At 71.0% G+C, this 23,841-nt stretch carries 23 protein-coding genes; 8 read left to right on the top strand and 15 right to left on the bottom strand.

Features of this window, described 5'->3' with window-relative positions; genetic code table 11:
• Positions 1 to 86 precede the first annotated feature (86 nt).
• Complete coding sequence (pknB, locus tag ACP4J3_RS40075; protein WP_426541318.1) at positions 87 to 2,024, top strand: Stk1 family PASTA domain-containing Ser/Thr kinase; 1,938 nt, start codon at positions 87 to 89, stop codon at positions 2,022 to 2,024.
• A gap of 57 nt (positions 2,025 to 2,081) precedes the next feature.
• Positions 2,082 to 2,975 carry a deoxyribonuclease IV gene (locus ACP4J3_RS40070; protein WP_426541316.1) on the top strand — a complete coding sequence of 298 codons (894 nt, stop codon included), beginning with the start codon at positions 2,082 to 2,084 and terminating at the stop codon, positions 2,973 to 2,975.
• Positions 2,976 to 2,980: 5 nt separating this feature from the next.
• Here ACP4J3_RS40070 and ACP4J3_RS40065 read toward each other — a convergent pair whose 3' ends face one another.
• The gene (locus ACP4J3_RS40065; RefSeq protein ID WP_426541314.1) at positions 2,981 to 3,613 is read right to left on the bottom strand and encodes a sulfite oxidase-like oxidoreductase; all 633 of its coding nucleotides are present in this window, start codon (positions 3,611 to 3,613) and stop codon (positions 2,981 to 2,983) included.
• Between the two features lie 175 nt (positions 3,614 to 3,788).
• Between ACP4J3_RS40065 and bfr the strand changes: the two genes are divergently transcribed.
• A complete protein-coding gene (gene bfr, locus ACP4J3_RS40060; RefSeq protein WP_426541312.1) occupies positions 3,789 to 4,265 on the top strand; it encodes a bacterioferritin in 477 nt (158 codons plus the stop codon).
• On the opposite strand, the gene ACP4J3_RS40055 is transcribed toward bfr, so the two are convergent.
• Both ACP4J3_RS40055 and ACP4J3_RS40050 read right to left on the bottom strand, forming a co-directional pair.
• Positions 4,262 to 4,495 carry a (2Fe-2S)-binding protein gene (locus tag ACP4J3_RS40055; RefSeq protein WP_194049675.1) on the bottom strand — a complete coding sequence of 78 codons (234 nt, stop codon included), beginning with the start codon at positions 4,493 to 4,495 and terminating at the stop codon, positions 4,262 to 4,264. The two genes, bfr and ACP4J3_RS40055, sit on opposite strands and share 4 nt — an antisense overlap.
• A gap of 154 nt (positions 4,496 to 4,649) precedes the next feature.
• Positions 4,650 to 6,002 carry a class II 3-deoxy-7-phosphoheptulonate synthase gene (locus ACP4J3_RS40050; RefSeq protein ID WP_426541310.1) on the bottom strand — a complete coding sequence of 451 codons (1,353 nt, stop codon included), beginning with the start codon at positions 6,000 to 6,002 and terminating at the stop codon, positions 4,650 to 4,652.
• 104 nt (positions 6,003 to 6,106) lie between these two features.
• On the opposite strand from ACP4J3_RS40050, the gene ACP4J3_RS40045 reads away from it, so the two are divergent.
• Together ACP4J3_RS40045 and ACP4J3_RS40040 are read left to right on the top strand one after the other, a co-directional pair.
• Positions 6,107 to 6,163, top strand: coding sequence for a trp operon leader peptide (locus ACP4J3_RS40045; RefSeq protein ID WP_078602827.1), 57 nt, complete (start codon positions 6,107 to 6,109; stop codon positions 6,161 to 6,163).
• Between the two features lie 106 nt (positions 6,164 to 6,269).
• Positions 6,270 to 8,162 (top strand): anthranilate synthase family protein, encoded by a 1,893-nt coding sequence (locus ACP4J3_RS40040; protein WP_426541308.1) that lies wholly within the window; start codon positions 6,270 to 6,272, stop codon positions 8,160 to 8,162.
• Positions 8,163 to 8,218: 56 nt separating this feature from the next.
• On the opposite strand, the gene ACP4J3_RS40035 is transcribed toward ACP4J3_RS40040, so the two are convergent.
• The 4 genes from ACP4J3_RS40035 to ACP4J3_RS40020 all read right to left on the bottom strand — a co-directional run bounded on the left by ACP4J3_RS40035 (position 8,219) and on the right by ACP4J3_RS40020 (position 12,054).
• Complete coding sequence (locus ACP4J3_RS40035) at positions 8,219 to 9,247, bottom strand: 6-phosphofructokinase (protein WP_426541306.1); 1,029 nt, start codon at positions 9,245 to 9,247, stop codon at positions 8,219 to 8,221.
• 138 nt (positions 9,248 to 9,385) lie between these two features.
• Entirely contained in the window at positions 9,386 to 10,078 is a 693-nt protein-coding gene (locus ACP4J3_RS40030; RefSeq protein WP_426541304.1) for a response regulator, read from the bottom strand.
• Positions 10,075 to 11,304 carry a MacS family sensor histidine kinase gene (gene macS / locus ACP4J3_RS40025; protein WP_426541302.1) on the bottom strand — a complete coding sequence of 410 codons (1,230 nt, stop codon included), beginning with the start codon at positions 11,302 to 11,304 and terminating at the stop codon, positions 10,075 to 10,077. The genes ACP4J3_RS40030 and macS overlap by 4 nt, the downstream gene beginning before the upstream one ends.
• Positions 11,305 to 11,325: 21 nt before the next feature.
• Complete coding sequence (locus ACP4J3_RS40020; RefSeq protein ID WP_426541425.1) at positions 11,326 to 12,054, bottom strand: lysophospholipid acyltransferase family protein; 729 nt, start codon at positions 12,052 to 12,054, stop codon at positions 11,326 to 11,328.
• Between the two features lie 148 nt (positions 12,055 to 12,202).
• On the opposite strand from ACP4J3_RS40020, the gene ACP4J3_RS40015 reads away from it, so the two are divergent.
• Both ACP4J3_RS40015 and ACP4J3_RS40010 read left to right on the top strand, forming a co-directional pair.
• Complete coding sequence (locus tag ACP4J3_RS40015; RefSeq protein ID WP_426541300.1) at positions 12,203 to 12,982, top strand: alpha/beta hydrolase; 780 nt, start codon at positions 12,203 to 12,205, stop codon at positions 12,980 to 12,982.
• Complete coding sequence (locus ACP4J3_RS40010) at positions 12,975 to 13,616, top strand: hypothetical protein (protein WP_426541298.1); 642 nt, start codon at positions 12,975 to 12,977, stop codon at positions 13,614 to 13,616. Before ACP4J3_RS40015 ends, ACP4J3_RS40010 begins: the two co-directional genes overlap by 8 nt.
• Here the strand turns inward: ACP4J3_RS40010 and ACP4J3_RS40005 are convergent.
• The 6 genes from ACP4J3_RS40005 to ACP4J3_RS39980 all read right to left on the bottom strand — a co-directional run bounded on the left by ACP4J3_RS40005 (position 13,613) and on the right by ACP4J3_RS39980 (position 18,862).
• Positions 13,613 to 14,359: an endonuclease/exonuclease/phosphatase family protein gene (locus ACP4J3_RS40005; protein WP_426541296.1), complete on the bottom strand. Its 747-nt coding sequence runs from the start codon at positions 14,357 to 14,359 to the stop codon at positions 13,613 to 13,615. The genes ACP4J3_RS40010 and ACP4J3_RS40005 overlap by 4 nt on opposite strands.
• A gap of 127 nt (positions 14,360 to 14,486) precedes the next feature.
• Positions 14,487 to 15,440: an ROK family glucokinase gene (locus ACP4J3_RS40000; protein WP_426541295.1), complete on the bottom strand. Its 954-nt coding sequence runs from the start codon at positions 15,438 to 15,440 to the stop codon at positions 14,487 to 14,489.
• 114 nt (positions 15,441 to 15,554) lie between these two features.
• On the bottom strand, positions 15,555 to 16,061 hold the full coding sequence (locus tag ACP4J3_RS39995; protein WP_426541293.1) for a DUF5304 domain-containing protein: 507 nt from the start codon (positions 16,059 to 16,061) through the stop codon (positions 15,555 to 15,557).
• A gap of 57 nt (positions 16,062 to 16,118) precedes the next feature.
• Positions 16,119 to 17,312 carry an ArsA family ATPase gene (locus tag ACP4J3_RS39990; protein WP_426541291.1) on the bottom strand — a complete coding sequence of 398 codons (1,194 nt, stop codon included), beginning with the start codon at positions 17,310 to 17,312 and terminating at the stop codon, positions 16,119 to 16,121.
• Positions 17,313 to 17,469: 157 nt separating this feature from the next.
• Entirely contained in the window at positions 17,470 to 17,910 is a 441-nt protein-coding gene (locus ACP4J3_RS39985; protein WP_426541289.1) for an SRPBCC family protein, read from the bottom strand.
• Between the two features lie 154 nt (positions 17,911 to 18,064).
• Positions 18,065 to 18,862 carry a metallophosphoesterase family protein gene (locus ACP4J3_RS39980; protein WP_426541287.1) on the bottom strand — a complete coding sequence of 266 codons (798 nt, stop codon included), beginning with the start codon at positions 18,860 to 18,862 and terminating at the stop codon, positions 18,065 to 18,067.
• Positions 18,863 to 19,158: 296 nt separating this feature from the next.
• Between ACP4J3_RS39980 and ACP4J3_RS39975 the strand changes: the two genes are divergently transcribed.
• Positions 19,159 to 20,955, top strand: a complete 1,797-nt coding sequence (locus ACP4J3_RS39975; RefSeq protein ID WP_426541285.1) for an AMP-dependent synthetase/ligase — start codon at positions 19,159 to 19,161, stop codon at positions 20,953 to 20,955.
• A gap of 13 nt (positions 20,956 to 20,968) precedes the next feature.
• Here the strand turns inward: ACP4J3_RS39975 and ACP4J3_RS39970 are convergent, their stop codons facing one another.
• Both ACP4J3_RS39970 and ACP4J3_RS39965 read right to left on the bottom strand, forming a co-directional pair.
• Positions 20,969 to 22,555, bottom strand: a complete 1,587-nt coding sequence (locus tag ACP4J3_RS39970) for a GMC oxidoreductase (protein WP_426541283.1) — start codon at positions 22,553 to 22,555, stop codon at positions 20,969 to 20,971.
• Between the two features lie 102 nt (positions 22,556 to 22,657).
• Positions 22,658 to 23,800, bottom strand: a complete 1,143-nt coding sequence (locus ACP4J3_RS39965; protein WP_426541281.1) for a glycosyltransferase family 4 protein — start codon at positions 23,798 to 23,800, stop codon at positions 22,658 to 22,660.
• Between the last annotated feature and the right edge of the window lie 41 nt (positions 23,801 to 23,841).

Genomic DNA, 23,841 nt, shown 5'->3' with positions numbered 1-23,841 from the left:
GGCGTCCGTCACAGGTCGGCTGCAGTACCGGCCCGATCCCGGCCGAACCGGCCGGCGTGTCGGTGTCGGCCCCTACACTCACCTGCGTGGATACGACCCTTCAGGACCCGCTGGTCGGGCAGGTGCTCGACGGCCGTTATCGCGTGGACGCGCGGATCGCGGTCGGCGGGATGGCCACGGTCTACCGGGCCCTGGACACCCGTCTGGACCGCGTGCTCGCGCTCAAGGTGATGCACCCCGCGCTGGCGGTGGACGGGGCGTTCGTCGAGCGCTTCATCCGGGAGGCGAAGTCCGTCGCCCGGCTGGCGCACCCGAACGTGGTGCAGGTCTTCGACCAGGGCACCGACGGGTCGTACGTCTATCTCGCCATGGAGTACGTCGCGGGCTGCACGCTGCGTGACGTGCTGCGCGAGCGCGGGGCGCTGCAGCCCCGGGCCGCCCTGGACATCCTGGAGCCGGTGCTCGCCGCGCTCGGCGCCGCGCACCGGGCCGGGTTCGTGCACCGGGACATGAAGCCGGAGAACGTCCTGATAGGGGACGACGGACGGGTCAAGGTCGCCGACTTCGGACTGGTGCGGTCCGTGGACACCGTGACCAGCACCACCGGGGCCGTGCTCGGCACCGTCTCGTATCTCGCGCCCGAGCAGATCGAGCAGCCCGGCGCCGCCGACGCCCGGGTCGACGTGTACGCGTGCGGGGTCGTCCTCTACGAGATGCTCACCGGCGAGAAGCCGCACGACGGGGACTCCCCCGCCGTGGTGCTCTACAAGCACCTGCACGAGGACGTCCCGCCGCCCTCGGCGATCGTGCCGGGGATGGCGTACGAGCTGGACGAGCTGGTCGCGTCGGCCACCGCGCGCTCCCCGCAGATCCGTCCGTACGACGCCGTGGCGCTGCTGGCCCTGGCCCGGGAGGCACGGTCCGGGCTGAGCGAGGAGCAGTTGGACGCGGTGCCGCCGCAGGCGCTCTCGGCGGAGCACAGCAACGCCGACGACCGCACCAGCGTGATCCCGCGCGCGCTGAACATCCAACGGCCGCTGCCGGTGGACGGGGACGAGCCCGAGGCCGTCTTCAACCGCACCAGCCGGCTCCAGGCCCCGCCGCCCGAGCCGCCCGGGCGCCGGTCGCGCACCCCGCGCCGGCCGCGCGGCCCGCTGGTCATCGTCGCCGCGGTGCTGCTGGCCCTCGGTCTCGGCGTCGGCGTCTGGTACATCAACTCCGGCCAGTTCACCCAGGTCCCGCCGCTGCTGTCCAAGACCGAGGCGCAGGCCAAGGACCGGCTGGAGGAGGCCGGGCTCGAGGTCGGCAAGGTGGAGCGGTCCTACAGCGACACCGTCGAGCGCGGCACCGTCATCAGCACGGACCCGAAGACGGGCGCCCGCATACGGCACAACGACTCCGTGTCGCTGGTCATCTCGGCCGGCCCGGAGACGGTGAAGGTGCCCGACCTCGAGGGCTACCCGCTGGCCAAGGCGAAGGCCGAGCTGAAGGAGAGCGGACTCCAGCCGGGCCGGGTGACCCGGGAGTTCAACGAGGACGTCACCAGGGGTTCCGTGCTCTCCTCGGACCCGGGCACGGGCACCGAGGTCCGCTCCGGCGCCGCGGTCGCGCTGGTCGTCAGCAAGGGCCGCCCGGTGGACGTCCCGGGTGTCACCGGCGAGAGCCTGGCCGACGCGAAGGCCGAGCTGGAGGAGGCCGGCCTGAAGGTAAAGGTCGCCTCCGAGCGGGTCAACTCCGAGTTCGACGCCGGCCAGGTCGCCCGGCAGTCGCCGGCCGAGGGCGGGCAGGCCGCCGAGGGCGACACCGTGACGCTGACGCTGTCCAAGGGCCCCGAGATGATCGAGGTGCCGGACGTGGTCGGCGACAGCGTCGACGACGCCAAGGCCGAGCTGGAGGCCGCCGGCTTCGAGGTCGACGAGGACCGCGGCCTGCTCGGGCTGTTCGGCGACACGGTCAAGAAGCAGTCCGTGAAGGGCGGGAAGACGGCGCCGAAGGGGTCGACGATCACGATCACCATCCGGTGAGGAAGCCCCTCATCGGCCGGTGAACAGGCGGGCCGGACCGCATGGCACTCTGAACGGGTGAGAAAGCAGCAGTCCGGCACCGCCCTCCCGGGCCCCTCCCGCAACCCCGTCGGCAGCCACGTCCCCGTGGCCGGCGGCCTCAGCTCCGTCGGGCTCACCTACGCCCACGACCTCAAGGCCGAGACCGTCCAGGTCTTCGTCGCCAACCCGCGCGGCTGGGCCACGCCCGCCGGGAATCCGCGGCAGGACGAGGAGTTCCGCGCGGTGTGCGAGGCCGAGTCGATCCCGGCGTATGTGCACGCGCCGTATCTGATCAACTTCGGCTCCCACACCGAGGCCACCGTCGAGAAGTCGGTTCAGTCGCTGCGGCACTCGCTGCGCCGCGGCCGGGAGATCGGGGCGCTGGGCGTGGTCGTGCACACGGGCAGCGCGACCGGCGGCCGGGAGCGGTCGGTGGCCCTGAGGCAGGTGCGCGAGCACATGCTGCCGCTGCTGGACGAGCTGACCCACGACGACGACCCGTTCCTGCTGCTGGAGTCGACGGCGGGCCAGGGCGCCTCGCTCTGCTCGCGCACCTGGGACTTCGAGCCGTACTTCGAGGCGCTGGACTCCCATCCGAAGCTGGGCGTGTGCCTGGACACCTGCCACGTCTTCGCCGCCGGTCATGACCTGACCGGCCCGTCCGGCATGCACCAGACGCTCGACCTGCTGGTGGACGCCGTCGGCGAGGGCCGGCTGAAGCTGGTCCACGCCAATGACTCCAAGGACGTCGTGGGCGCCCACAAGGACCGGCACGCGAACATCGGCGCAGGTCACATCGGCGAGGACCCGTTCCGGGCGCTGATGACGCACCCGGCCACCGAGGGCGTACCGCTGATCATCGAGACGCCGGGCGGGAAGGAAGGGCACGCGGCGGACGTGGAGCGGCTGAAAAAACTTCGGGACGGGTGAGGGGGTCAGAGCTCGGGCCCGTCCCCGGGCTCCTCCTGGTACGAGTACCGCTGCTCCTTCCACGGATCGCCGATGTTGTGATAGCCGCGCTCCTCCCAGAAGCCGCGGCGATCGGCGGTCATGTACTCCACGCCGCGGACCCACTTGGGCCCCTTCCAGGCGTACAGATGGGGGACGACCAGACGGAGGGGGAAGCCGTGCTCCGCGGTGAGCAGTTCGCCGTCCTTGTGGGTGGCGAAGATCGTGCGCTCGGCGGCGAAGTCGTCCAGGCGCAGATTGGAGCTGAAGCCGTACTCGGCCCAGACCATCACATGGGTGACGGCCGGCGCGGGCGGGGCGATCTGAAGGATCGTACGGGCCGGGATGCCGCCCCACTCCGCGCCGAGCATGCTGAACTTCGTGACGCAGTGCAGATCGGCGACGACGGTGGTGTACGGCAGGGCCGTGAACTCCTCGTGGGTCCAGCAGTGCTTCTCGCCGTCGGCGGTGGCTCCGAACACCCTGAACTCCCAGCGTTCGGGTCGGAACTTCGGAACCGGGCCGTAGTGCGTGACCGGCCAGCCGCGCTGCAGCCGCTGCCCCGGCGGAAGCTCGGAGTGTGCCGCTTCTCCAGTTTCGCGCTCCACCGGCTGACCCATGTCTCCATCCTGACAGACCCGAAGCAGTGCGCTTGACCCCACCCTCAGCAATTCACCTCAAAACGGACTAAGCATGCACTTACTTAGTAAGTGAAGACTTACTGGACGATCTTCGTCGCCGGTGCAATCATGCGGCGCAACCTGGCAGTTCCCCCGCCTGGAAGGAACCGAAGCGATGCAGGGCGACCCCGAGGTCCTCGAATTCCTCAACGAGCAGCTCACCGGCGAGCTCACCGCGATCAACCAGTACTGGCTGCACTACCGGATCCAGGACAACAAAGGCTGGACGAAGCTCGCCAAGTACACGCGCGAGGAGTCCATCGATGAGATGAAGCACGCGGACAAGCTCACCGAGCGCATCCTGATGCTCGACGGCTTGCCCAACTACCAGCGGCTGTTCCATGTGCGGGTCGGCCAGACGGTCACCGAGATGTTCCAGGCCGACCGGCAGATCGAGGTGGAGGCGATCGACCGCCTCAAGCGCGGCATCGAGGTGATGCGCACCAAGGGCGACATCACGTCGGCGAACATCTTCGAGTCGATCCTCGAGGACGAGGAGCACCACATCGACTATCTGGACACACAGCTCGAGCTGATCGACAAGCTCGGTGAGGCGCTGTACATCGCGCAGCAGATCGAGCAGCCGAGCTAGGCCGCGTCCGCCAGATCGGTGAGCATCGGCTTGCCCTGGTCGGCCAGCTCACGGCGGGGGCACGCGCCCCTGCCCAGGAGCGCCTGAATACGGCGCACACACGACCCGCAGTCCGTGCCCGCCTTGCAGGCCGAGGCTATCTGGCGGGGGGTGCAGGCACCGTCCTCCGCGTGCTTCTTGACCTGCTGCTCGGTGATGCCGAAACAACTGCAGACGTACACGCGGTTCACCTCCCGGCGGGATCGATGTGCCATCCCCTTGATCGGTGAGGCTAACCTAACCTTACCCGGCTCGTAGGAGCCGCAAAAGTGCTGTGGGGCGCGGATCGTATGTGATCCGCGCCCCACTTCATGTCACTGGAACAACCTGTAACAGGCGCCCCGCCTACTGGTCCCTGTACATCTCCGCGACGAGGAAGGCCAGGTCGAGCGACTGGCTGCGGTTCAGGCGCGGGTCGCAGGCCGTCTCGTAGCGCTGGTGCAGATCGTCGACGAAGATCTCGTCGCCGCCGCCCACGCACTCGGTGACGTCGTCACCGGTGAGCTCGACATGGATGCCGCCCGGGTGGGTGCCCAGGCCCTTGTGGACCTCGAAGAAGCCCTTGACCTCGTCGAGCACGTCGTCGAAGCGGCGGGTCTTGTGGCCGGAGGCCGCCTCGAAGGTGTTGCCGTGCATCGGGTCGGTCACCCAGGCCACCGTGGCGCCGGACGCCGTGACCTTCTCGACCAGCTCGGGAAGCCGGTCGCGGATCTTGTCGGCGCCCATGCGGACGATGAAGGTCAGCCGGCCCGGCTCGCGCTCCGGGTCCAGGCGGTCGATGTACTGCAGCGCCTCCTCGGCCGTCGTCGTCGGGCCGAGCTTGATGCCGATCGGGTTGCGGATCCGCGAGGCGAACTCGATGTGCGCGTGGTCGAGCTGCCGGGTGCGCTCACCGATCCACACCATGTGCGCCGAGACGTCGTAGAGCTGCCCGGTGCGGGAGTCGACCCTGGTCAGCGCCGACTCGTAGTCGAGCAGCAGCGCCTCGTGCGAGGAGTAGAACTCGACCGTCTTGAACTCCTCCGGGTCGGCCCCGCAGGCATGCATGAAGTTCAGCGCGTTGTCGATCTCGCGCGCGAGCTGCTCGTAGCGCTGGCCGGACGGGGACGACTTCACGAAGTCCTGGTTCCAGGCGTGCACCTGGCGCAGGTCGGCGTAGCCGCCGGTGGTGAAGGCGCGCACCAGGTTGAGCGTGGAGGCGGAGGCGTTGTACATCCGCTTCAGACGCTCGGGGTCCGGGACGCGGGCGGCCTCGGTGAAGTCGAAGCCGTTGACGGAGTCGCCGCGGTAGGTCGGCAGGGTCACGCCGTCGCGGGTCTCGGTCGGCTTGGAGCGCGGCTTGGAGTACTGGCCGGCGATCCGGCCGACCTTCACCACCGGCACCGAGGCGGCGTACGTCAGCACGGCGCCCATCTGGAGCAGGGTCTTCAGCTTGTTGCGGATCTGGTCGGCCGACACCGCGTCGAAGGCCTCGGCGCAGTCGCCGCCCTGGAGGAGGAACGCCTCTCCCTTGGCGACGGCCGCCATCCGGGCGCGCAGCTGGTCGCACTCGCCCGCGAAGACGAGCGGCGGATACGACTCGAGGTCCGCAACGACTGCGCGCAGAGCCTCGGTGTCGGGGTACTCGGGCTGCTGCGCCGCGGGCAGGTCTCGCCAGGTGTTGCCAGCGCTTGCGCTGGTCTTAGCGTTCACGGTCACGACCTCAACATTACGGGGTCGTGTCGGGCGCCCTACCCCATGCCCAGCAATTGAGACGCGAGGTACACGACCCGGACACCGGACCTTGGGGTAGGGTGCCTCGCATGTTCGCGCATTCGATCCAGACCTGGTGGTGGACCGCTCATCCGGCGGCCCGCTGACTGCGCGTACGACAGACTTCGCGAAGGCCGCCCGAGGGGCGGCCTTCGGTGTTTCCCGGGGTCCGCTCCTCTCCCACCGAATCCCACGGAGAAGGAGCACGGATCCATGAATCTGCTCGGCTTGCTGGACGATCCCCGCCCGTTCGCCCTGCTGCGCCGCCGTACCCCGGGCCACGACCACGATCTGATCGAGGTGCTGATCGGCCCGGTCGCCACCTACGACCGCCTCGCCGACCTCCCCGACCAGGGCCTGGCGCTGGTCCCCTTCCGGCAGATCCGCGAGCGCGGCTTCGACGTCCGCGACGACGGCACGCCGCTGGCGGTGCTGAGCCCCGAGGAGACCTACGAGATCCCGCTCGCCGACGCCCTGGCACAGCTCCCGGCCCACGGCGTGCGCGTCGAGGGCGGCGGCTTCGACGTCGGTGACGAGGAGTACGCGCGGATCGTCGGGCGGGTGCTGCGGGAGGAGATCGGGCGGGGCGAGGGCGCGAACTTCGTGATCCGGCGGACGTACGAGGGCTCGATCCCGGGCTTCTCCCGCGCCGACGCGCTCGCGCTGTTCCGGCGTCTCCTCGAGGGCGAGCGGGGTGCGTACTGGACGTTCGTGGTCCACACCGGGGAGCGGACGCTGGTGGGGGCGAGCCCCGAGGTGCACGTCCGGATGTCCGGCGGGACGGTCGTCATGAACCCGATCAGCGGGACGTACCGCTATCCCGCCGAGGGGCCGACGCCCGAGCATCTGCTCGGCTTCCTCGCCGACGGCAAGGAGATCGAGGAGTTGTCGATGGTCGTCGACGAGGAGCTCAAGATGATGTGCACCGTCGGCGACATGGGCGGGGTCGTCGTCGGGCCCCGGCTGAAGGAGATGGCGCATCTCGCGCACACCGAGTACGAGCTGCGCGGGAGGTCCTCGCTGGATGTGCGGGAGGTCCTGAAGGAGACGATGTTCGCGGCCACCGTGACCGGGTCGCCCGTGCAGAACGCCTGCCGGGTGATCGAGCGGCACGAGGTCGGGGGGCGCGGCTACTACGCGGGGGCGCTGGCGCTGATCGGCCGGGATTCGGGCGGGGCCCAGACCCTCGACTCCCCCATCCTCATCCGCACCGCCGACATCGGCGCCGACGGCCGGCTGCGGGTGCCGGTCGGCGCCACGCTGGTGCGTGGCTCGGACCCTCGGAGCGAGGTCGCGGAGACGCACGCGAAGGCGGCGGGTGTGCTGGCCGCCCTGGGCGTACGTCCGTCCCGGCCCCGTGCGGAGCACGCGCGCGTGCGTCTCGCCGACGACCCACGCGTGCGTGCCGCGCTCGACGGTCGCCGGGCGTCGCTGGCCCCCTTCTGGCTGCGGATGCAGGAGCGGTCCGCGGAGCTGACCGGACACGCCCTGGTCGTCGACGGCGAGGACACCTTCACGGCGATGCTCGGGCACGTGCTGCGCTCCGGCGGGCTGGAGGTGACCGTGCGGCGCTACGACGAGCCCGGGCTGCGGGAGGCGGTGCTCGGGCACGAGGGTCCGGTGGTGCTGGGCCCCGGTCCCGGTGATCCCTCGGATCTCGGCGACCCCAAGATGCGCCTCCTGCGCGACCTCACCGCCGAGGTCATCCTCCCCCACTCTCGGCTTCGCTCGAGCGGGGGGACCCCCATCCACCGGCACGGCGTTCTCGGCGTCTGCCTCGGCCATGAGCTGATCGCGGCCGAGCTGGGGCTGGAGATCGTACGGAAGGAAGTGCCGTACCAGGGCGCGCAGACCACGATCGACCTGTTCGGACGGGCCGAGACCGTCGGCTTCTACAACAGCTTCGTGGCGCGCTGCGACGACGAGGTGGCCGAGGAGCTGGGCGCGCACGGCATCGAGGTCAGCCGGGCGGACAACGGTGAGGTGCATGCCGTACGCGGCCCCGGCTTCGCGGGCGTGCAGTTCCACCCGGAGTCGATCCTGACGCTGAACGGGGCTGCCGTCGTCCGGGAGTTGGTCGGTGAGCTGCGGAACACGACCGTCTAGTCGCCGGGTCGGTCGTCCGGGGGCTGTCGCCCCCGGACTTCCGCTCCGGTACGCCGTCAGCCGAAGAAGACCCCGACCTCCTCGTACAGCTTCGGATCCACCGTCTTGAGCTTGGCCGTGGCCTCGGCGATCGGGACGCGGACGATGTCCGTGCCGCGCAGGGCGACCATCTTGCCGAAGTCGCGGTCGCGGACCGCCTCGATGGCGTGCAGTCCGAAGCGGGTGGCCAGCCACCGGTCGAAGGCGCTGGGGGTGCCGCCGCGCTGGATGTGCCCGAGGACCGTGGTGCGGGCCTCCTTGCCGGTGCGCTTCTCGATCTCCTTGGCCAGCCATTCGCCGACCCCGGACAGCCGGACGTGCCCGAAGGAGTCCAGCGACTCGTCCTTGAGCACCATGTCGCCGTCCTTGGGCATGGCGCCCTCGGCGACGACCACGATCGGGGCGTACGACGCCTTGAAGCGGGAGGTGATCCAGGCGCAGACCTGGTCGACGTCGAAGCGCTGCTCGGGGATGAGGATGACGTTGGCGCCGCCGGCCAGCCCGGAGTGGATGGCGATCCAGCCGGCGTGACGGCCCATCACCTCGCAGACCAGGACCCGCATATGGGACTCGGCGGTGGTGTGCAGCCGGTCGATGGCCTCGGTCGCGATGCCCACGGCGGTGTCGAAGCCGAAGGTGTAGTCGGTGGCGGACAGGTCGTTGTCGATCGTCTTGGGCACGCCCACGCAGGGCACGCCGTACTCGTCGGACAGGCGGGCGGCGACGCCGAGGGTGTCCTCGCCGCCGATGGCGACGAGCGCCTCGACGTCCTGCTTGGCGAGGTTCTCCTTGATGCGCCGGATGCCGTCCTCCTGCTTGAGGGGGTTGGTGCGCGAGGAGCCGAGGATGGTGCCGCCGCGGGGCAGGATGCCGCGCACGGCGGGGATGTCGAGACGGACGGTGTCGTTCTCGAGCGGACCACGCCAGCCGTCCCGGAAGCCGACGAAGTCGTAGCCGTACTCCTGTACGCCCTTGCGGACGATGGCCCGGATGACGGCGTTGAGACCGGGGCAGTCGCCGCCTCCGGTCAGTACTCCGACCCGCATGGAAATGTCCCTTCGCCGCGGTTGCCTGGTGAGGCCACGCTAATGGTGAGCCAGGTCACAGCGGGATGGGTCGGACGGGCAATTCCGGTGAACCGCCGGGTGTTCGGTTTACGCGCCGTCAAGCCGGCGACGTCCGGATCACTCGTCGTCGAGGCCGCGCTCGATCGCGTACCGCACCAGCTCCACCCGGTTGTGGAGCTGAAGCTTGCCGAGGGTGTTCTGGACGTGGTTCTGGACCGTGCGATGGGAGATGACCAGGCGTTCGGCGATCTGCTTGTAGCTCAGGCCCTTCGCGACGAGCCGCAGCACCTCGGTCTCGCGCTCGGTGAGCTGCGGGGCGCCCGGCTGGTCGGCGTCAGGGGCAGCGGGCGCCGGTTCGGAGGCGAGGCGGCGGTACTCACCGAGGACCAGGCCGGCCAGGCCCGGCGTGAACACCGGATCGCCCACGGCGGTACGGCGCACCGCGTCCAGCAGTTCCTCCGTGGACGCCGACTTCAGCAGATAGCCGGTGGCGCCCGACTTCACGGCCTCCAGCACATCCGCGTGCTCGCCGCTGGCGGACAGGACGAGGACGCGCAGTGCGGGGTTGTGGGCCACCAGTTCCTTGCAGACCTGGACGCCGGGCTTGGCGGGCAGGTTGAGGTCGAGGACGAGGACGTCGGGGGCGGCGGCCTTGGCGCGGCGCACGGCCTGGTCGCCGTCGCCCGCGGTGGCGACCACGTCGAAGCCGGACTCGGCGAGGTCGCGGGCCACCGCGTCGCGCCACATGGGGTGGTCGTCGACCACCATGACCTTGATCCGGTCCTGGGGTCCGCTGGTGGTGTCCGTCATCGCTGCTCCGCCTTCCCCCGTGATGCGCTGCTGTCCTTCGGTACCTTCAGTTCCACTTCGGTGCCCTGGCCCGGCACCGAGATCAGTTCGGCGGTGCCGCCCAGGTCGCGCAGCCGCCCCCGGATCGACAGCGCGACGCCGAGCCGTCCCTCGCCCTCGGCCTGCGCGAGCCGGCCCTCGGGGATGCCGGGTCCGTCGTCCCGCACGGTGACGATCACCTCGTCGGGCTCGTCCTCGACGAGGATCCACGCGCGCGCGTGCTCGCCGGCGTGCGCGCGGACATTGTCCAGGGCGGCCCCGACGGCCGCCGACAACTCCCGCGCGGCCGGCGGCGCCAGCGGCACGGGCGCACCAGGCTCGGCGAGGCTGACCCTCGCACCGGCGTACGGGGCGAGAAGCGTCCGCAGATCGACGGGCCCGGCGTCCTCGTCCGGCTCCTCCACGGCCCGTACGACGGCCCCTTCGGCGGCGTCCTCCGAGACCCGTGACACGGGCACAAGGCCGCCCGAGACCAGCGTGCGCAGCGCCACCTCCTGCTCGCCGGCCATCCGGCCCAGCTCGGCCGCCTCGCCGCCGATGACGGCGCCGCGCCGCTGCACCATCGCCAGCACCTGGAGCACGCTGTCGTGGATGTCCCGGGCGAGCCGCTCCCGCTCACGGGTCGCCGCCTCGATCTCCAGGGCCCGGGCGAGGGTGCGCTCGGAGGCGCGGGCGACCTCGACGACGTAGCCGATGGCGATGGAGGCGATCCAGACCAGCAGCACCATGTGAACGGTGTCACGGGTCGGCACGCCCGAGCGGTGGACCAGGTTGGCGGCGGCGACCAGCGTGGAGGCGAAGGCGGCCCAGCGCCAGCCGCCCTTGATGGCGAACGCCAGCACGGCGCCCGCCGTCCATATCGACGGCAGGGTCGGGGCGCCCGAGTCGATCCGGGCGGGTGTCTCGGCAAGCCGGGTGAGCAGGATGCCGGCCAGGGCGAGGCCGAGGTCCGCGGCGAGGAAGCGCTTGGTGCAGCTCGCGGCGTTCGCGACCCGGGGCAGGGTGGCCAGCGTCCACACGGCCAGGACGCAGAAGTAGGCGATGGCCACCCAGGGGCGGGCGACCTCGTCGTGGGCGCTGACGAAGAGCCCGACGGCATACACCATGGTCAGCACCCGGTAGCCGGCGAGCGCGCGCCACAGCGGCTGCTCGACGGACATCCTCATGACCCGCTCACGCCTGGCCATGCCCCCACCCCCCACGTCGCCCTACTGGGTCTTCTTCGCCTGTTCCTTCTCGCTCTTCGCCTGCTCCTTCTCGGCCTTCGCCGCCTGAGCGATCTGCCGCTTGGCGGCGGTCGCGTACATGTCGACGTACTCCTGGCCGGAGAGCTTCATGATTTCGTACATGACCTCGTCGGTCACCGCGCGGAGCACGAAACGGTCGTGCTCCATGCCCTGGTACCGGCTGAAGTCCAGGGGCGCGCCGATCCGGATGCCCGGCCGCATCAGCTTGGGCACGACCTTCCCCGGCGGCTGGATCTTCTCCGTGTCGATCATGGCGACCGGGATGACCGGGGCTCCGGTGGCGAGCGCCACGCGCGCGAGGCCGCCGGGCTTGCCCCGGTAGAGCCGCCCGTCGGGCGAGCGCGTGCCCTCGGGGTAGATGCCGAACAGCTCGCCGCGCTCCAGGACCTCGATGCCGCTCTTGACGGCGGCCTCACCCGCGCCGCGCGCCCCGGAGCGGTCCACGGGCAGTTGGCCGAGGCCCTTGAAGAAGGCGGCCGTCAACCTGCCCTTGACGCCAGGGGTGGTGAAGTACTCGGCCTTCGCGATGAAGGTCACCTTGCGGTCGAGGACCGCCGGCAGGAAGAACGAGTCGGAGAAGGACAGGTGGTTGCTCGCCAGGATGGCGGGGCCCTCGGCGGGAATGTTCTCCAGGCCCTCCACCCAGGGCCGGAAGGCGGCCTTCAACGGTCCCCCGATGGTCACCTTCATCGCGCCGTACAACAACCGAGTGCCTCCTGTGTCTGTCGATCAGACCTTATCCCGGAGCACTGTCAAAGAGACCGACGGCCCTGGTCGGTGTCAGTGCGGTCGCGTACGGTGAAGCACACCGTTCCTCTCACGAACAGGAGACCGTAAGGTGCCGGTCCTTCCTGGAGCCGAGCCGTACCGCCGCGAGGGCGGAGAGGTGGGGGTCCTCTTCTGCCACGGCTTCACCGGCTCCCCCCAGTCGCTGCGCCCCTGGGCAGAGCATCTCGCCGGGCACGGGCTCACCGTCTCGCTGCCCCTGCTGCCGGGGCACGGCACCCGCTGGGAGGACATGGCGATCACCAACTGGCAGGACTGGTACGCCGAGGTGGACCGCGAGCTGCGCACCCTGCGCGACCGCTGCGGGCGCGTCTTCGTGGCGGGCCTGTCCATGGGCGGCGCCCTGGCCCTGCGGCTGGCCGCGAAGCACGGGGAGGGTGTGGCCGGCGTACTGGTCGTCAACCCGGCGAACAAGGTGCACGGCCTGTCCGCGTACACCCTTCCGGTGTCGCGCCACTTCGTCCGTACGGCGCCGGGGGTCATCGGCGACATCGCCAAGGAAGGCGCCGTCGAGCTCGGGTACTCCCGGGTGCCGCTGCACGCCGCGCACTCCCTGCGGACCTTCTTCCGGCTGGTCGACGGCGAGCTGCCCCAGGTCACCCAGCCGCTGCTGCTGATGCGCAGCAGGCAGGACCACACCGTTCCGGCGGTGGATTCGGCCCGGATCCTGAGTCGGGTGTCGTCCACGGACGTAACGGAGATCGTGCTGGAACAGAGCTATCACGTGGCGACGTTGGACCATGACGCGGACCGGATCCTCGAGGAGAGCCTCGGGTTCATCGACCGGGTCGCGACCGGCGCCGGCAAGGAAGGGACGACCGCACGTGGCTGAGCACGACTCCGACCGCGAGAGGCGCGAGGACCGCGAGCCCGAGGAGCAGCACGTCCCGTTCGACGAGGACGCCGCCTGGGCCGCGATCGTCGCCGGGTACGGCGAGGAGCCGAAGGACCCGCCGGGCGCCAAGCCGTTCAAGTCGGTCGAGGACCTGGCGCTGCTGGAGTCTGCGACGAACGACGACGAGGAGCCCGAGGGCACCGAAGGCGGCCAAGAGGCGAAGTCGGAGGCGCCCAAGCCCAAGGACGAGGGCGAGGGCGAGGGCGAGGACAAGCCCGCCAAGCCGCTGGGCAGCTCCGTCTCCTTCGCGCCCGGCGTCGGCACCGGCCCGCGCGACTACAGCGCGCCCGAGCCGTCCGAGGACGACTTCGACGCCGACGACGAGGGCCACTTCGTACCGCCGGAGCCGCCGCCGCTGCCCGAGGCCGACGTCACCACGAAGTTCGGCTGGCTGGCGGTGATCGGCGGACCGGTCCTGCTGTTGCTCGCGGTCCTGCTGAACTGGGACATGACGTGGTGGCTGGCCACGCTCGGCATCGGCGGGTTCCTGGGCGGGTTCGCCACGCTGGTGATGCGGATGAAGACGGACGACGAGGGGGATGACGACCCCGGGCGGGGTGCCGTCGTCTAGGACGCCGGGACCTTGAGGGCGGCCAGCACCGGAAGGTGGTCGGTGGCCGCCCTCAGGTCTGTCTCCCGCACACCGGGGTGACCGATCGGGACGCCGCAGCCGAGCACCTCGATGCCCTTGGTGGCGAAGATCGCGTCGATGCGCTGGTGGGGGTCGGCCGGCGTCGAGGTGTACTCGCTGCCCCAGGGGGCGGTGGCCCAGCAGTCCTGGAGGCCGTCGGCGAGGCGGCGGAAGGTGCGGCCGGCGGGCCGGTCGTTGAGGTCGCCGCCCGCCACGGCGTGCTCCACGCCCAGGGCGGCGAGCCGGTCGAGCAGCATGCCGCCCTGCTCGTAGCGCTCGTCCTTCTGCAGGGAGAGGTGGCAGCTCAGGACGCCGAGGCGGGCGCCGCCGAAGCGGACCACCGCCGTGGCGAAGCCGCGGCGGTGCAGGCCCGGGGTCAGCGGCAGGAGGACGTCCTGCGTGCGCTCGACGGTGGTGCGGAGGTTGCACAGGATCGCGGGGCCGGCGGCGGTGGCGCCGCCGGTGAGGGTGACGAGGTTCGCGGCGCGGGCCAGGCGGGCGAGTTTCTTGCGCCAGCGGAAGAAACGGGGGGCCTCCTGGATCAGGACCAGGTCCGGGGTGCAGGCGCTGATGACGCGGGCGAGGGCGTTTGTGTCGTCGCGCATCGAGCGGATGTTGTAGCTCAGGACCCTGATGACCGGGGAACCGTCGGGCTCCGTGCGGGAATTGGGGAGCGACTCCATGTGGATCAATTTACGCCCAATGGCTCGGGGCGCGAGGATCGTTCGCGAGTGCCGGTTCGTCGTGGCTTGTCGCGCAGTTCCCCGCGCCCCTGGGTGGGCACAGTCGCCGCATCCCGAGAAGCAGCCGTTACATGATCGGGTCCGGCTCCCTGGCCAGGTCGGCCGCGCCGACCAATCCCGCCTCGTTGCCCAGTTGGGCCGCGATGACGTCGGCCACCGGGCGCCAGTTGCCGCCCACCAGCCAGCGCTTGTAGGACTTGCGGATGGGGTCGAGGACCAGTTCGCCCTCGTCCGAGAGGCCGCCGCCGACGATGAAGGCGGAGGGGTCGAACAGGGAGGCCAGGTCGGCGAGGCCGGCGCCCGCCCAGCGGGCGAGTTCGCGGTAGGAGTCGACGGCGACCGGGTCGCCCTGGCGGGCGGCCATGGAGATGTGCTTGCCCTCGATGCCCTCGGGGGTGCCGTCGCCCATGCCGAGCAGGATCTCGGCGTTCTCGGGGGTCGCGTTGGCGCGCTGCTTGGCGTATCTGACGAGGGCGCGGCCGGAGGCGTACTGCTCCCAGCAGCCCTGCGAGCCACAGCCGCACAGCAGGCCGTCCGGGACCATCCGGATGTGGCCGAACTCCGCGGCGACGCCGTAGTGCCCGCGGCGCAGCTTGTTGCCGATGATGATGCCGCCGCCGAGGCCGGTGCCCAGGGTGATGCAGATGACGTTGCGGTGGCCCTTGCCGGCGCCGAACTTGTACTCGCCCCACGCGGCCGCGTTGGCGTCGTTCTCGACGACGACGGGGAGGCCGACGCGGGTCTCGACCTTCTCCTTCAGCGGCTCGTTGCGCCAGTGGATGTTGGGGGCGAAGTAAACCTCGGAGCGCTGACGGTTGACGTAACCGGCCGCTCCGATGCCCACGCCGACGATCTCGTGCCCGGCGCGCGCTCCCTCGACGGCGGAGGCGATGGCGTCCACGATCCCGTCGGGGGTGCCCGGGGTGGGCACCTTGTGGGTCGAGAGGATGTTGCCTTCCTCGTCGACCACACCGGCCGCGATCTTGGTACCGCCGATGTCGACGCCGATGGTGAGTCCCATGAATCCCTCAGTTTCGGTCGAGCCCCGCTACGGCCAACCGTACCCGAGGCCCCGGCGCCGGGCTCGCGTCGTCCACCCGGCGGACAGGGGCCCGGGGGAGGGAGTCGTGCTCCGTCAGTCCAGGTCGATGCGCTGGCCGGGGCCGGTGCCCTCGCCCGGGTCGCGCTTGTCGTCGTCGAGCTCGTCCAGCTCCTGGGCGTCGTTCGTACCGCTCGTCCAGCGCTGTTCCTGGTTCTGGACCGCGGAGCGGTAGGCGGCGAGGAGTTCGCTGCCGGCCGCGGCGAGGTGGTCGAAGACGTCCGGGTTGCGGTCGATGACCGGCTCGACGGCGGCCTTGGCCTGCTGGACGACCTGCTTGACCACCTGCTGGGCGGCGGGTCCGGCGACCGCGCCGAGCAGCGGGGACTGCAGGGTCGACAGCTTGTCCGCGACGGCGTCGACGAGCTTGTGCAGCTCCTCGGCGGCCGACCCGGGCGGCGGGCCGTACTGGGCGCGGCGGCGGACCTTCTCCGCCGCGAGATCCTCGGCGCACGCCGTCGCCCAGGCGTCGGCGTCGCTCGCCCGTACCTCGTCGACGGCCTCGTGCCCGGTGGCCTCGGACGGGGGGAGCTCTTCGCTCATGACGGACTCCTGACTACGGTTCGTCTCTACGACGTTACCCGAACGGGCGTACCTGCTTCACCGGGTCCGCGGCCAGAGATCCGGATCCGGCGTGAACCGGATCAGCAGCTCGCCGTCGCGCAGCGCGGCCCCGTCCACGGCGCACCGGCGCAGGGCGGACGGCAGCGGCACGATGCGCCGGAACTGCCCGGCGGTGACGACGATTTCGTCGGCGCGCCGGATGAGGTCGAGGTCGTCGCGTACGGCGCCGGGCAGCGGGATGTGCCATACGAGGACCCGGCCGCCGCCGTCGTCGCAGGTCCGGTCGGTGACGGGCCACTCGACGGTGGACGTCGTGGTGTTGACGGCGGGGACGTGGAGCGCGGCGAGGTCGTCGGCGCCGCGGGGGTCGTGCCCGAGGTGTGCGACGCCGCGGACGTCGTACGTCTCCTTCCACTCCTCCAGGACCTTGCGCTGCTGGGCGACGGGCCCGGCGAGCCAGCTTCCGGCCGCCGCCGCCGGCTCCGGCAGGACGCGGTTGGCGATCAGCAGGTCGGGGCGCAGTCCGCGCAGGGCGAGGGCGAGGCAGGCGGCGCGTACGGCGTCGGCGCCGCTCGGGCCGGGTTCGGCGACGAGCCGTACGACGGTGGCGCGGTCGGCGAGGACGGCCTCGACGGCGGCGAGCTCGATGTCCCAGCGGGCGGTGGTCTCGTACAGCCACTCCGCGGGCATCGGCACCCCGGCCAGCTTGCCCAGGACCGGCCGCAGCGCACGGGCCGCCTGCCGCTCGGGCGGGAGCAGCCGGCGCAGATAGCGGCGCAGTTCCTCGGGGAGGGAGAGCAGGGCGAGGGCGTGCGGGGTGGCCGGGAGGTCGACGACGAGGAGTTCGTGGAGATCACCGCCCTCGGCGAGTGCGGCGTCCCGCAGCGCGCGCAGCAGCGCGAGTTCCTCGGCGCCGGGGAGGGGGGTGACCTCCTCCGGGTCGAGCCGGGAGGCACCGAGGAGGTCGAGGGCGGCGGTGGCGCGCTCCTGGAAGGCGGCGAGGTCGTCCCGGAAGCCGTCGGCGGCGTCGGGGCGCCAGGCGGTGAGGTTCTCGGCGGCCCGGGTGGGGGCCGGTCCGGTGCGCACGCCGAGTGCCGCGCCCAGGGTGTCGGTGCGGTCGGCGCTGAGGACGAGGGTGCGGGTGCCCTCGCGGGCGGCGGCGAGCGCGGTGGCGGCGGCGACGGTGGTACGGCCGCTGCCGCCGGGGCCGGTGATCAGGATGGTGCGCATGGGGGTGAACGGTAACGGACGTTGTGGTTCAGGTCCGTTGCGCGGTGCCCGGCGTCGGGGCGAGCGGGGGGACGCGCAACCCGGCGCTGGCGGGGTGCCGCCCGCGCCCACCCGTGCCGCCCCAGCGGCACGACTGCCCGCGGCTGGGCGAACCCGCCTACTTCTCCGACTCCACCCGCTTCTTCAGCCCCGCCAGCGCCCGGTCGATGATGACCTTCTCGGCCTTGCGCTTGATCATCCCCAGCATCGGGATCTTGACGTCGACCGTGAGCTGGTAGGTGACCTCGGTCGAGCCCGCTCCGGCCGGCTTGAGGATGTAGGAGCCGTCGAGCGAGCGCAGCATCTGGGACTTGACCAGGGTCCAGGAGACCTCGTGCTCGCCGGTCCAGGTGTACCCCAGCACCTGGTCGTCCTTGATCGCGCCGGCGTCCATGACGAGACGCACCTGCTCGGCACGGCCCTGGTCGTCGGTCTTGAGGACCTCCGCCTCCTTCACCTCGCCGGTCCAGTCCGGGTAGCGGGCGAAGTCGGCGATCACCCCCATCACGTCGGCCGGTGCCGCCTCGATCGTGATGCTCGAGCTGGTGTGTTCCGCCATCGCCGTGGCTCCTCCAGATGCGGGCCGGTAGGAAGTCGTGGTGCAGTCATGGTGCGCACGCGTGTGCAGCGTGAAGGCTACCGCGCGTCCGACCGGCCGACTTCACCCCCACCTGCGCCATCGCGGCGAAAACGCCCACCGCACCCGAATTCGCTCACCATTCCAGCGCCCACGGCTTCCCGGACGCCGCGAAGTGCCCCACGTTCACGCACTCCGTCGCCCCGATCCGCATCCGCCGGACCAGCGGCTGATGGACGTGTCCGAAGAGGGAGTAGCGGGGGCGGGTGCGGCGGATCGCCGCCAGCAGCGCCTTGCTCCCGCGCTCGAAGCGCCGCGCCACCGTGTCGTAGACGAGTTCCGGCACCTCCGGCGGGATGTGGGTGCACAGCACGTCGACCTCGCCCACGGCCTCGATCTTCGCCGCGTACTCCTCGTCGCTGATCTCGTAGGGGGTCCTCATCGGGGTGCGCAGTCCGCCGCCGACGAAGCCGAAGACCCGTCCGCCGATCTCCACCCGCTCCCCGTCCAGCACCGTCGTGCCCGGCCCGGCGTACTCCGGCCACAGGGGCGGCATGTCGACATTGCCGTAGGTGGCGTACGTCGGTGTCGGGAACGCCGCGAACATCTCGGCGTACTGCCCCCGCACCGCCTTCTCGATGGCCGCCCACCGGTCCGAGCCGATCCCGGCCCACAGCCGCGCCCCGAGCTCCCGCGCCTCCTCGAAGCGCCGGGCGGTGCGCAGTTCCACGATGCGGTCGGCGTTCTCCACGCCGAACAGGTCGGGGAAGATGCCGCGCGAGTGGTCGGCGTAGTCCAGGAACAGCACCAGGTCGCCCAGGCAGATCAGGGCGTCCGCGCCCTCGCCGGCCCGGGCCAGGTCGCGGGCGTTGCCGTGCACATCGCTGACCACGTGGACGCGCGTCCTGCGGTTTCCCGTCGGTGTCGGTGACATGGCGATCAAGGGTAGGCGTGTGCGGCAAACGTGAACAGTGGCGGCCGAAGCGATGGTTACTGGCCAGTCGTCAGACCGCTCGACTACTGTGCGCGCAGAAGCACCAAACCGTGTGACGCAGCGAACATCTCGCCGGGACCCCCTGTCGAAGAAGCCATACCGGCGGGTAACGTCCGGTCGGTCCAGTCGTGCTCTGGATTTCAACATGTGAATCCATGAGCACTTGCCCGAGCCTTGGACCGCACCGTCGCATCGCACAACGTCGTGGCGCCGGCGCCCTATGAGGAGCAGCAGTCTTGCGCGAGTTCAGCCTTCCGGCTTTGTACGAGGTCCCTGCGGACGGGAATCTGACCGACATCGTCCGCAGAAACGCCGCGCAGCACCCGGACGTGGCCGTCATCGCCCGCAAGGTGGGCGGTGCCTGGCAGGACGTCTCGGCCACCACGTTCCTCGCGGAGGTGCGCGCGGCCGCGAAGGGGCTCATCGCCGCCGGCATCCAGCCGGGCGACCGGGTCGGCCTGATGTCCCGCACCCGCTACGAGTGGACCCTGCTCGACTTCGCGATCTGGTCGGCCGGCGCGGTCACCGTGCCGGTGTACGAGACCAGCTCGCCGGAGCAGGTGCAGTGGATCCTCAGTGACTCGGGCGCGACCGCCTGCATCACCGAGATGGACAACCACACGGCCGCCGTCGAGTCGGTGCGCGACCGACTGCCCGCGCTCAAGCACGTCTGGCAGATCGAGGCCGGCGCGGTCGAGGAGCTGGGGCGCCTCGGGCAGGACATCAGCGACGAGACGGTCGAGGAGCGCAGCTCGCTCGCCAAGGCCGACGACCCGGCGACCATCGTGTACACGAGCGGGACGACCGGCCGGCCCAAGGGCTGTGTGCTCACCCACCGCAACTTCTTCGCGGACTGCGGGAACGTCGTCGAGCGGCTGCGCCCGCTGTTCCGCACCGGCGAGTGCTCGGTGCTGCTCTTCCTGCCGCTCGCGCATGTCTTCGGGCGGCTGGTGCAGGTCGCGCCGATGATGGCGCCGATCAAGCTCGGCTGTGTCCCGGACATCAAGAACCTCACCGACGAGCTGGCCGCCTTCCGGCCGACGCTGATCCTCGGCGTGCCGCGCGTCTTCGAGAAGGTCTACAACAGCGCACGCGCCAAGGCGCAGGCCGACGGCAAGGGCAAGATCTTCGACAAGGCGTCGGACACGGCGATCGCCTACAGCAAGGCGCTGGACACCCCGTCCGGCCCGTCCGTCGGCCTGAAGATCAAGCACAAGGTCTTCGACCGGCTCGTCTACAGCAAGCTGCGCGCGGTCCTCGGCGGCAAGGGCGAGTACGCCATCTCCGGCGGCGCCCCGCTGGGCGAGCGCCTCGGCCATTTCTTCCGCGGCATCGGCTTCACGGTCCTGGAGGGCTACGGCCTGACCGAGACCTGCGCGCCGACCGCGTTCAACCCCTGGGACCGCCAGAAGATCGGCACGGTCGGCCAGCCGCTGCCCGGCTCGGTGGTGCGGATCGCCGACGACGGCGAGGTGCTGCTGCACGGCGAGCACATCTTCAAGGAGTACTGGAACAACCCGGAGGCCACCGCCGAGGCCCTGGCCGACGGCTGGTTCCACTCCGGGGACATCGGCACCCTCGACGAGGACGGCTACCTCAGGATCACCGGCCGCAAGAAGGAGATCATCGTCACCGCGGGCGGCAAGAACGTCGCCCCGGCCGTGATCGAGGACCGCATCCGGTCGCATGCGCTGGTGGCCGAGTGCATGGTGGTCGGCGACGGGCGGCCGTTCGTGGGCGCGCTGGTCACCATCGACGAGGAGTTCCTGGGCCGCTGGGCCGCCGAGCACGGCAAGCCCGCGGGCTCCACCGCGGCGTCGCTGCGCGAGGACACGGACCTGCTGGCCACGATCCAGTCGGCGGTCGACGACGGCAACGCCGCGGTGTCGAAGGCGGAATCGGTGCGGAAGTTCCGCATTCTGCCCTCCCAGTTCACGGAGGATTCGGGCCATCTGACGCCGTCGCTGAAGCTCAAGCGCAACGTCGTGGCGAAGGACTTCGCGGACGAGATCGAGTCGATCTACGCCAAGTAGCCGACCGGTTGCCTCATGGCGCGGTGTCCTCCACGAGGACCCGCGCCATCGTGCGTTCGGCGAGCGCGGTGATCGTCACGAACGGGTTCACCCCGATCGACCCGGGCACGAGCGAGCCGTCGGTGACGTACAGCCGTGAATACCCCTTCACCCGGCCGTAGGCGTCGGTCGCCCGCCCCAGCACGCAGCCGCCCAGCGGGTGGTAGGTGAAGTCGTCGGCGAAGACCTTGTTGCCCGAGCCGAACAGGTCGTACCGGTAGATCGTGGCGTTCGCCCGGTTGATCCGGTCGAACAGCTTCTTCGCCATGCCCACCGACACGGCACTCTGCGCCGCGCTCCACCCGAGCCGCACCGCGCCGCTTGCCGAGTCGTACGAGAACGAAGCGCGCTCGGGGTTCTTGGTGATCGCCAGATAGAGGCTGACCCAGTGCTCAAGGCCCGTCGGCAGGGGTGCGATCTCGGCGAAGACGGGATTGGCGGCGTTGGCCCAGTCGTCGATGCCCATGACCGGCATGGTCGACTGGTTCGCCCCGACCGTGTCCCACAGGTGGTTGGCCCGCCCGAGCATCACGTTGCCGTTGGTCCCCCACCCCGTGCCCACGCTCGGGTCCAGCGCCGGCAGCGTGCCCGACTCCCGGGCGCGGACGAGGAGTTCGGTGGTGCCGACGCTGCCGCCGCCGAGGAAGAGGTACGTGCAGCCGTACTCCTTGGTCTCGACGACGGTGCCGGTGTCGTCGATCCGCTCGGCGGTCAGGACGTACGTCCCGTCGGCCGCCCTGCTGATCGACGTCACCCGCTCCAGGGTGTGGATGGTGACGTTCCCGGTGCCGAGCGCGGCGGCCAGGTACGTCTTGTCGAGGCTGCGCTTGCCGTGGTTGTTGCCGTAGATGACCTCCTGCGCGAGCGCGGACCCGGTCGCCGTGCCGGCCGCCTCGCGCTGCATGTGGCCGAAGTCGTAGACGCTGGGCACGAAGGTGGTCCTCAGGCCGGTGTTGGTCGCGTGCTTGCGGGAGATCCGGGTGAAGCGGTACCACTCGGTCGACTCGAACCACGCGGGGTCGACGGTGTTGACGCCGAGCATGGAGCGGGCGCGCGGGAAGTACGTGCGGTACATCTCGGCGGTGTCCACGGTCGGGAACTGCTCGGCGAAGTAGGACTGGCGCGGGGTGACGGCCATGCCGCCGTTGACCAGGGAACCGCCGCCGACGCCCCGGCCGACGTACACGGACATGTGGTCGTAGCGCACGCGGTCCAGGACCCCCGGGTACGGGCTGATGTTCTTGTTGACCACGTCCAGCCACAGGAACGTGGCGAGCGGGGCCTCGGTGCGGGTGCGGAACCACATGGAGCGGCGGTCGGGGGCGGCGGTGGAGCAGAAGACCTTGCCGTCGGGGCCGGCGGTGTTCCACAGCCTGCCCATCTCCAGGACGACCGTGCGGATGCCGGCCTCACCGAGGCGCAGGGCGGCCACGGCGCCGCCGTAGCCGGAGCCGACGACAATGGCGGGGACGGTCTCGGCCGCGTCGGGCTCGGCGGCGTGGGCCGATGCGAGGGAGACACGGTTGAAGCCGAGGGCGGCGGCGGTCTGGAGGGCCGCCATACCAAGGATTTGACGTCTAGTCAGCTGACGCTGCATCAGTTTTGCTGCCATGCGCGCAGCATGTGCGGATTTTCACGTTCCGCCTAGAGTGCGCGCTTCCGCTCACAGCAAAGCTTTGAGCTTCTCCGCCAGCAGGTCCCAGCGCCACTTCTCCTCGACCCACCGCCTGCCCCGCTCCCCCATCCGGCGGCGCAGTTTGGCGTCGCCGAGGAGGGTGAGGACGCGCTCGGCGGTGTCCTCCACGGAGCCGCCGCGCACGACCCAGCCGGTCTCCCCGTCGAGCACCGCGTCCGGCGCCCCGCCGGAGTCGCCGGCGACGACCGGCAGCCCGGTCGCCGACGCCTCCAGGTACACGATGCCCAGGCCCTCGACGTCGAGGCCGCCCCTCCTGGTCCGGCACGGCATCGCGAAGACGTCGCCGGCGCCGAAGTGGGCGGGCAGTTGGGACCAGGGCACAGCGCCGGTGAAGTGGACGGAGTCGCTCACCCGGGTCTCGGCCGCGAGTTTGCGCAGCTCCTTCTCGTACGGCCCGCCGCCGACGATCAGCAGCACGGCCTCCGGCTCCTTGGCCAGGATCCGGGGCAGCGCCAGGATCAGGGTGTCCTGCCCCTTGCGCGGCACCAGCCGGGACACGCACACGATCACCGGCCGCTCGGTCAGCCCGAGCCGCGCCCGCACCTCGTCCCCGCCCGACGCCGGATGGAAGGTCTTCTCGTCGACCCCTGGCGGCAACTGCGCCATCCGTGAGACCGCGTCCGGCGTCAGCGCGGTCGCGATGCGCGAGCGCGTGTACTCGCCGAGGTAGGTGATCGTGTCCGTCGACTCCCCGATCCGGCGCAGCAGCTGCCGGGCCGCGGGAAGCTGGGCCCACCCCGCCTCGTGGCCGTGGGTGGTGGCCACCAGCCGCTCGGCGCCCGCCTTGCGCAGGGCCGGCGCCATCAGGCCGAGCGGGGCCGCCGCCCCGAACCACACCGACGTACAGCCGTGCTCGCGCAGCAGCCCGACCGCCCGCCGGGTCGCCCCGGGCGTCGGCAGCAGCATCGTCGTACGGTCCCGTACGACCGTGAAGGGCTGCTCGGCGTCGAACGCGGCGGTGGCCTCGGCTCCCTCGCGGCCGCGCTTCCAGGTGGAGGCGTAGACGACCAGCCGCTCCGGGTCCAGGCGTAGCGCCATGTTGTGCAGGAACGCCTGGATACCGCCGGGGCGGGGCGGGAAGTCGTTGGTCACGATCAGCGTCTTGTGCATCGCCGCCGACCCTATCGAAGCCCCCGTTCACAGCCGGGCCC

The sequence above is a fragment of the Streptomyces sp. UG1 genome (genome assembly GCF_049974585.1).
Taxonomy (GTDB): domain Bacteria; phylum Actinomycetota; class Actinomycetes; order Streptomycetales; family Streptomycetaceae; genus Streptomyces.
Note: the sequence above shows the minus strand (reverse complement) of the source record. Positions and strands in the feature narration are given on the sequence as shown.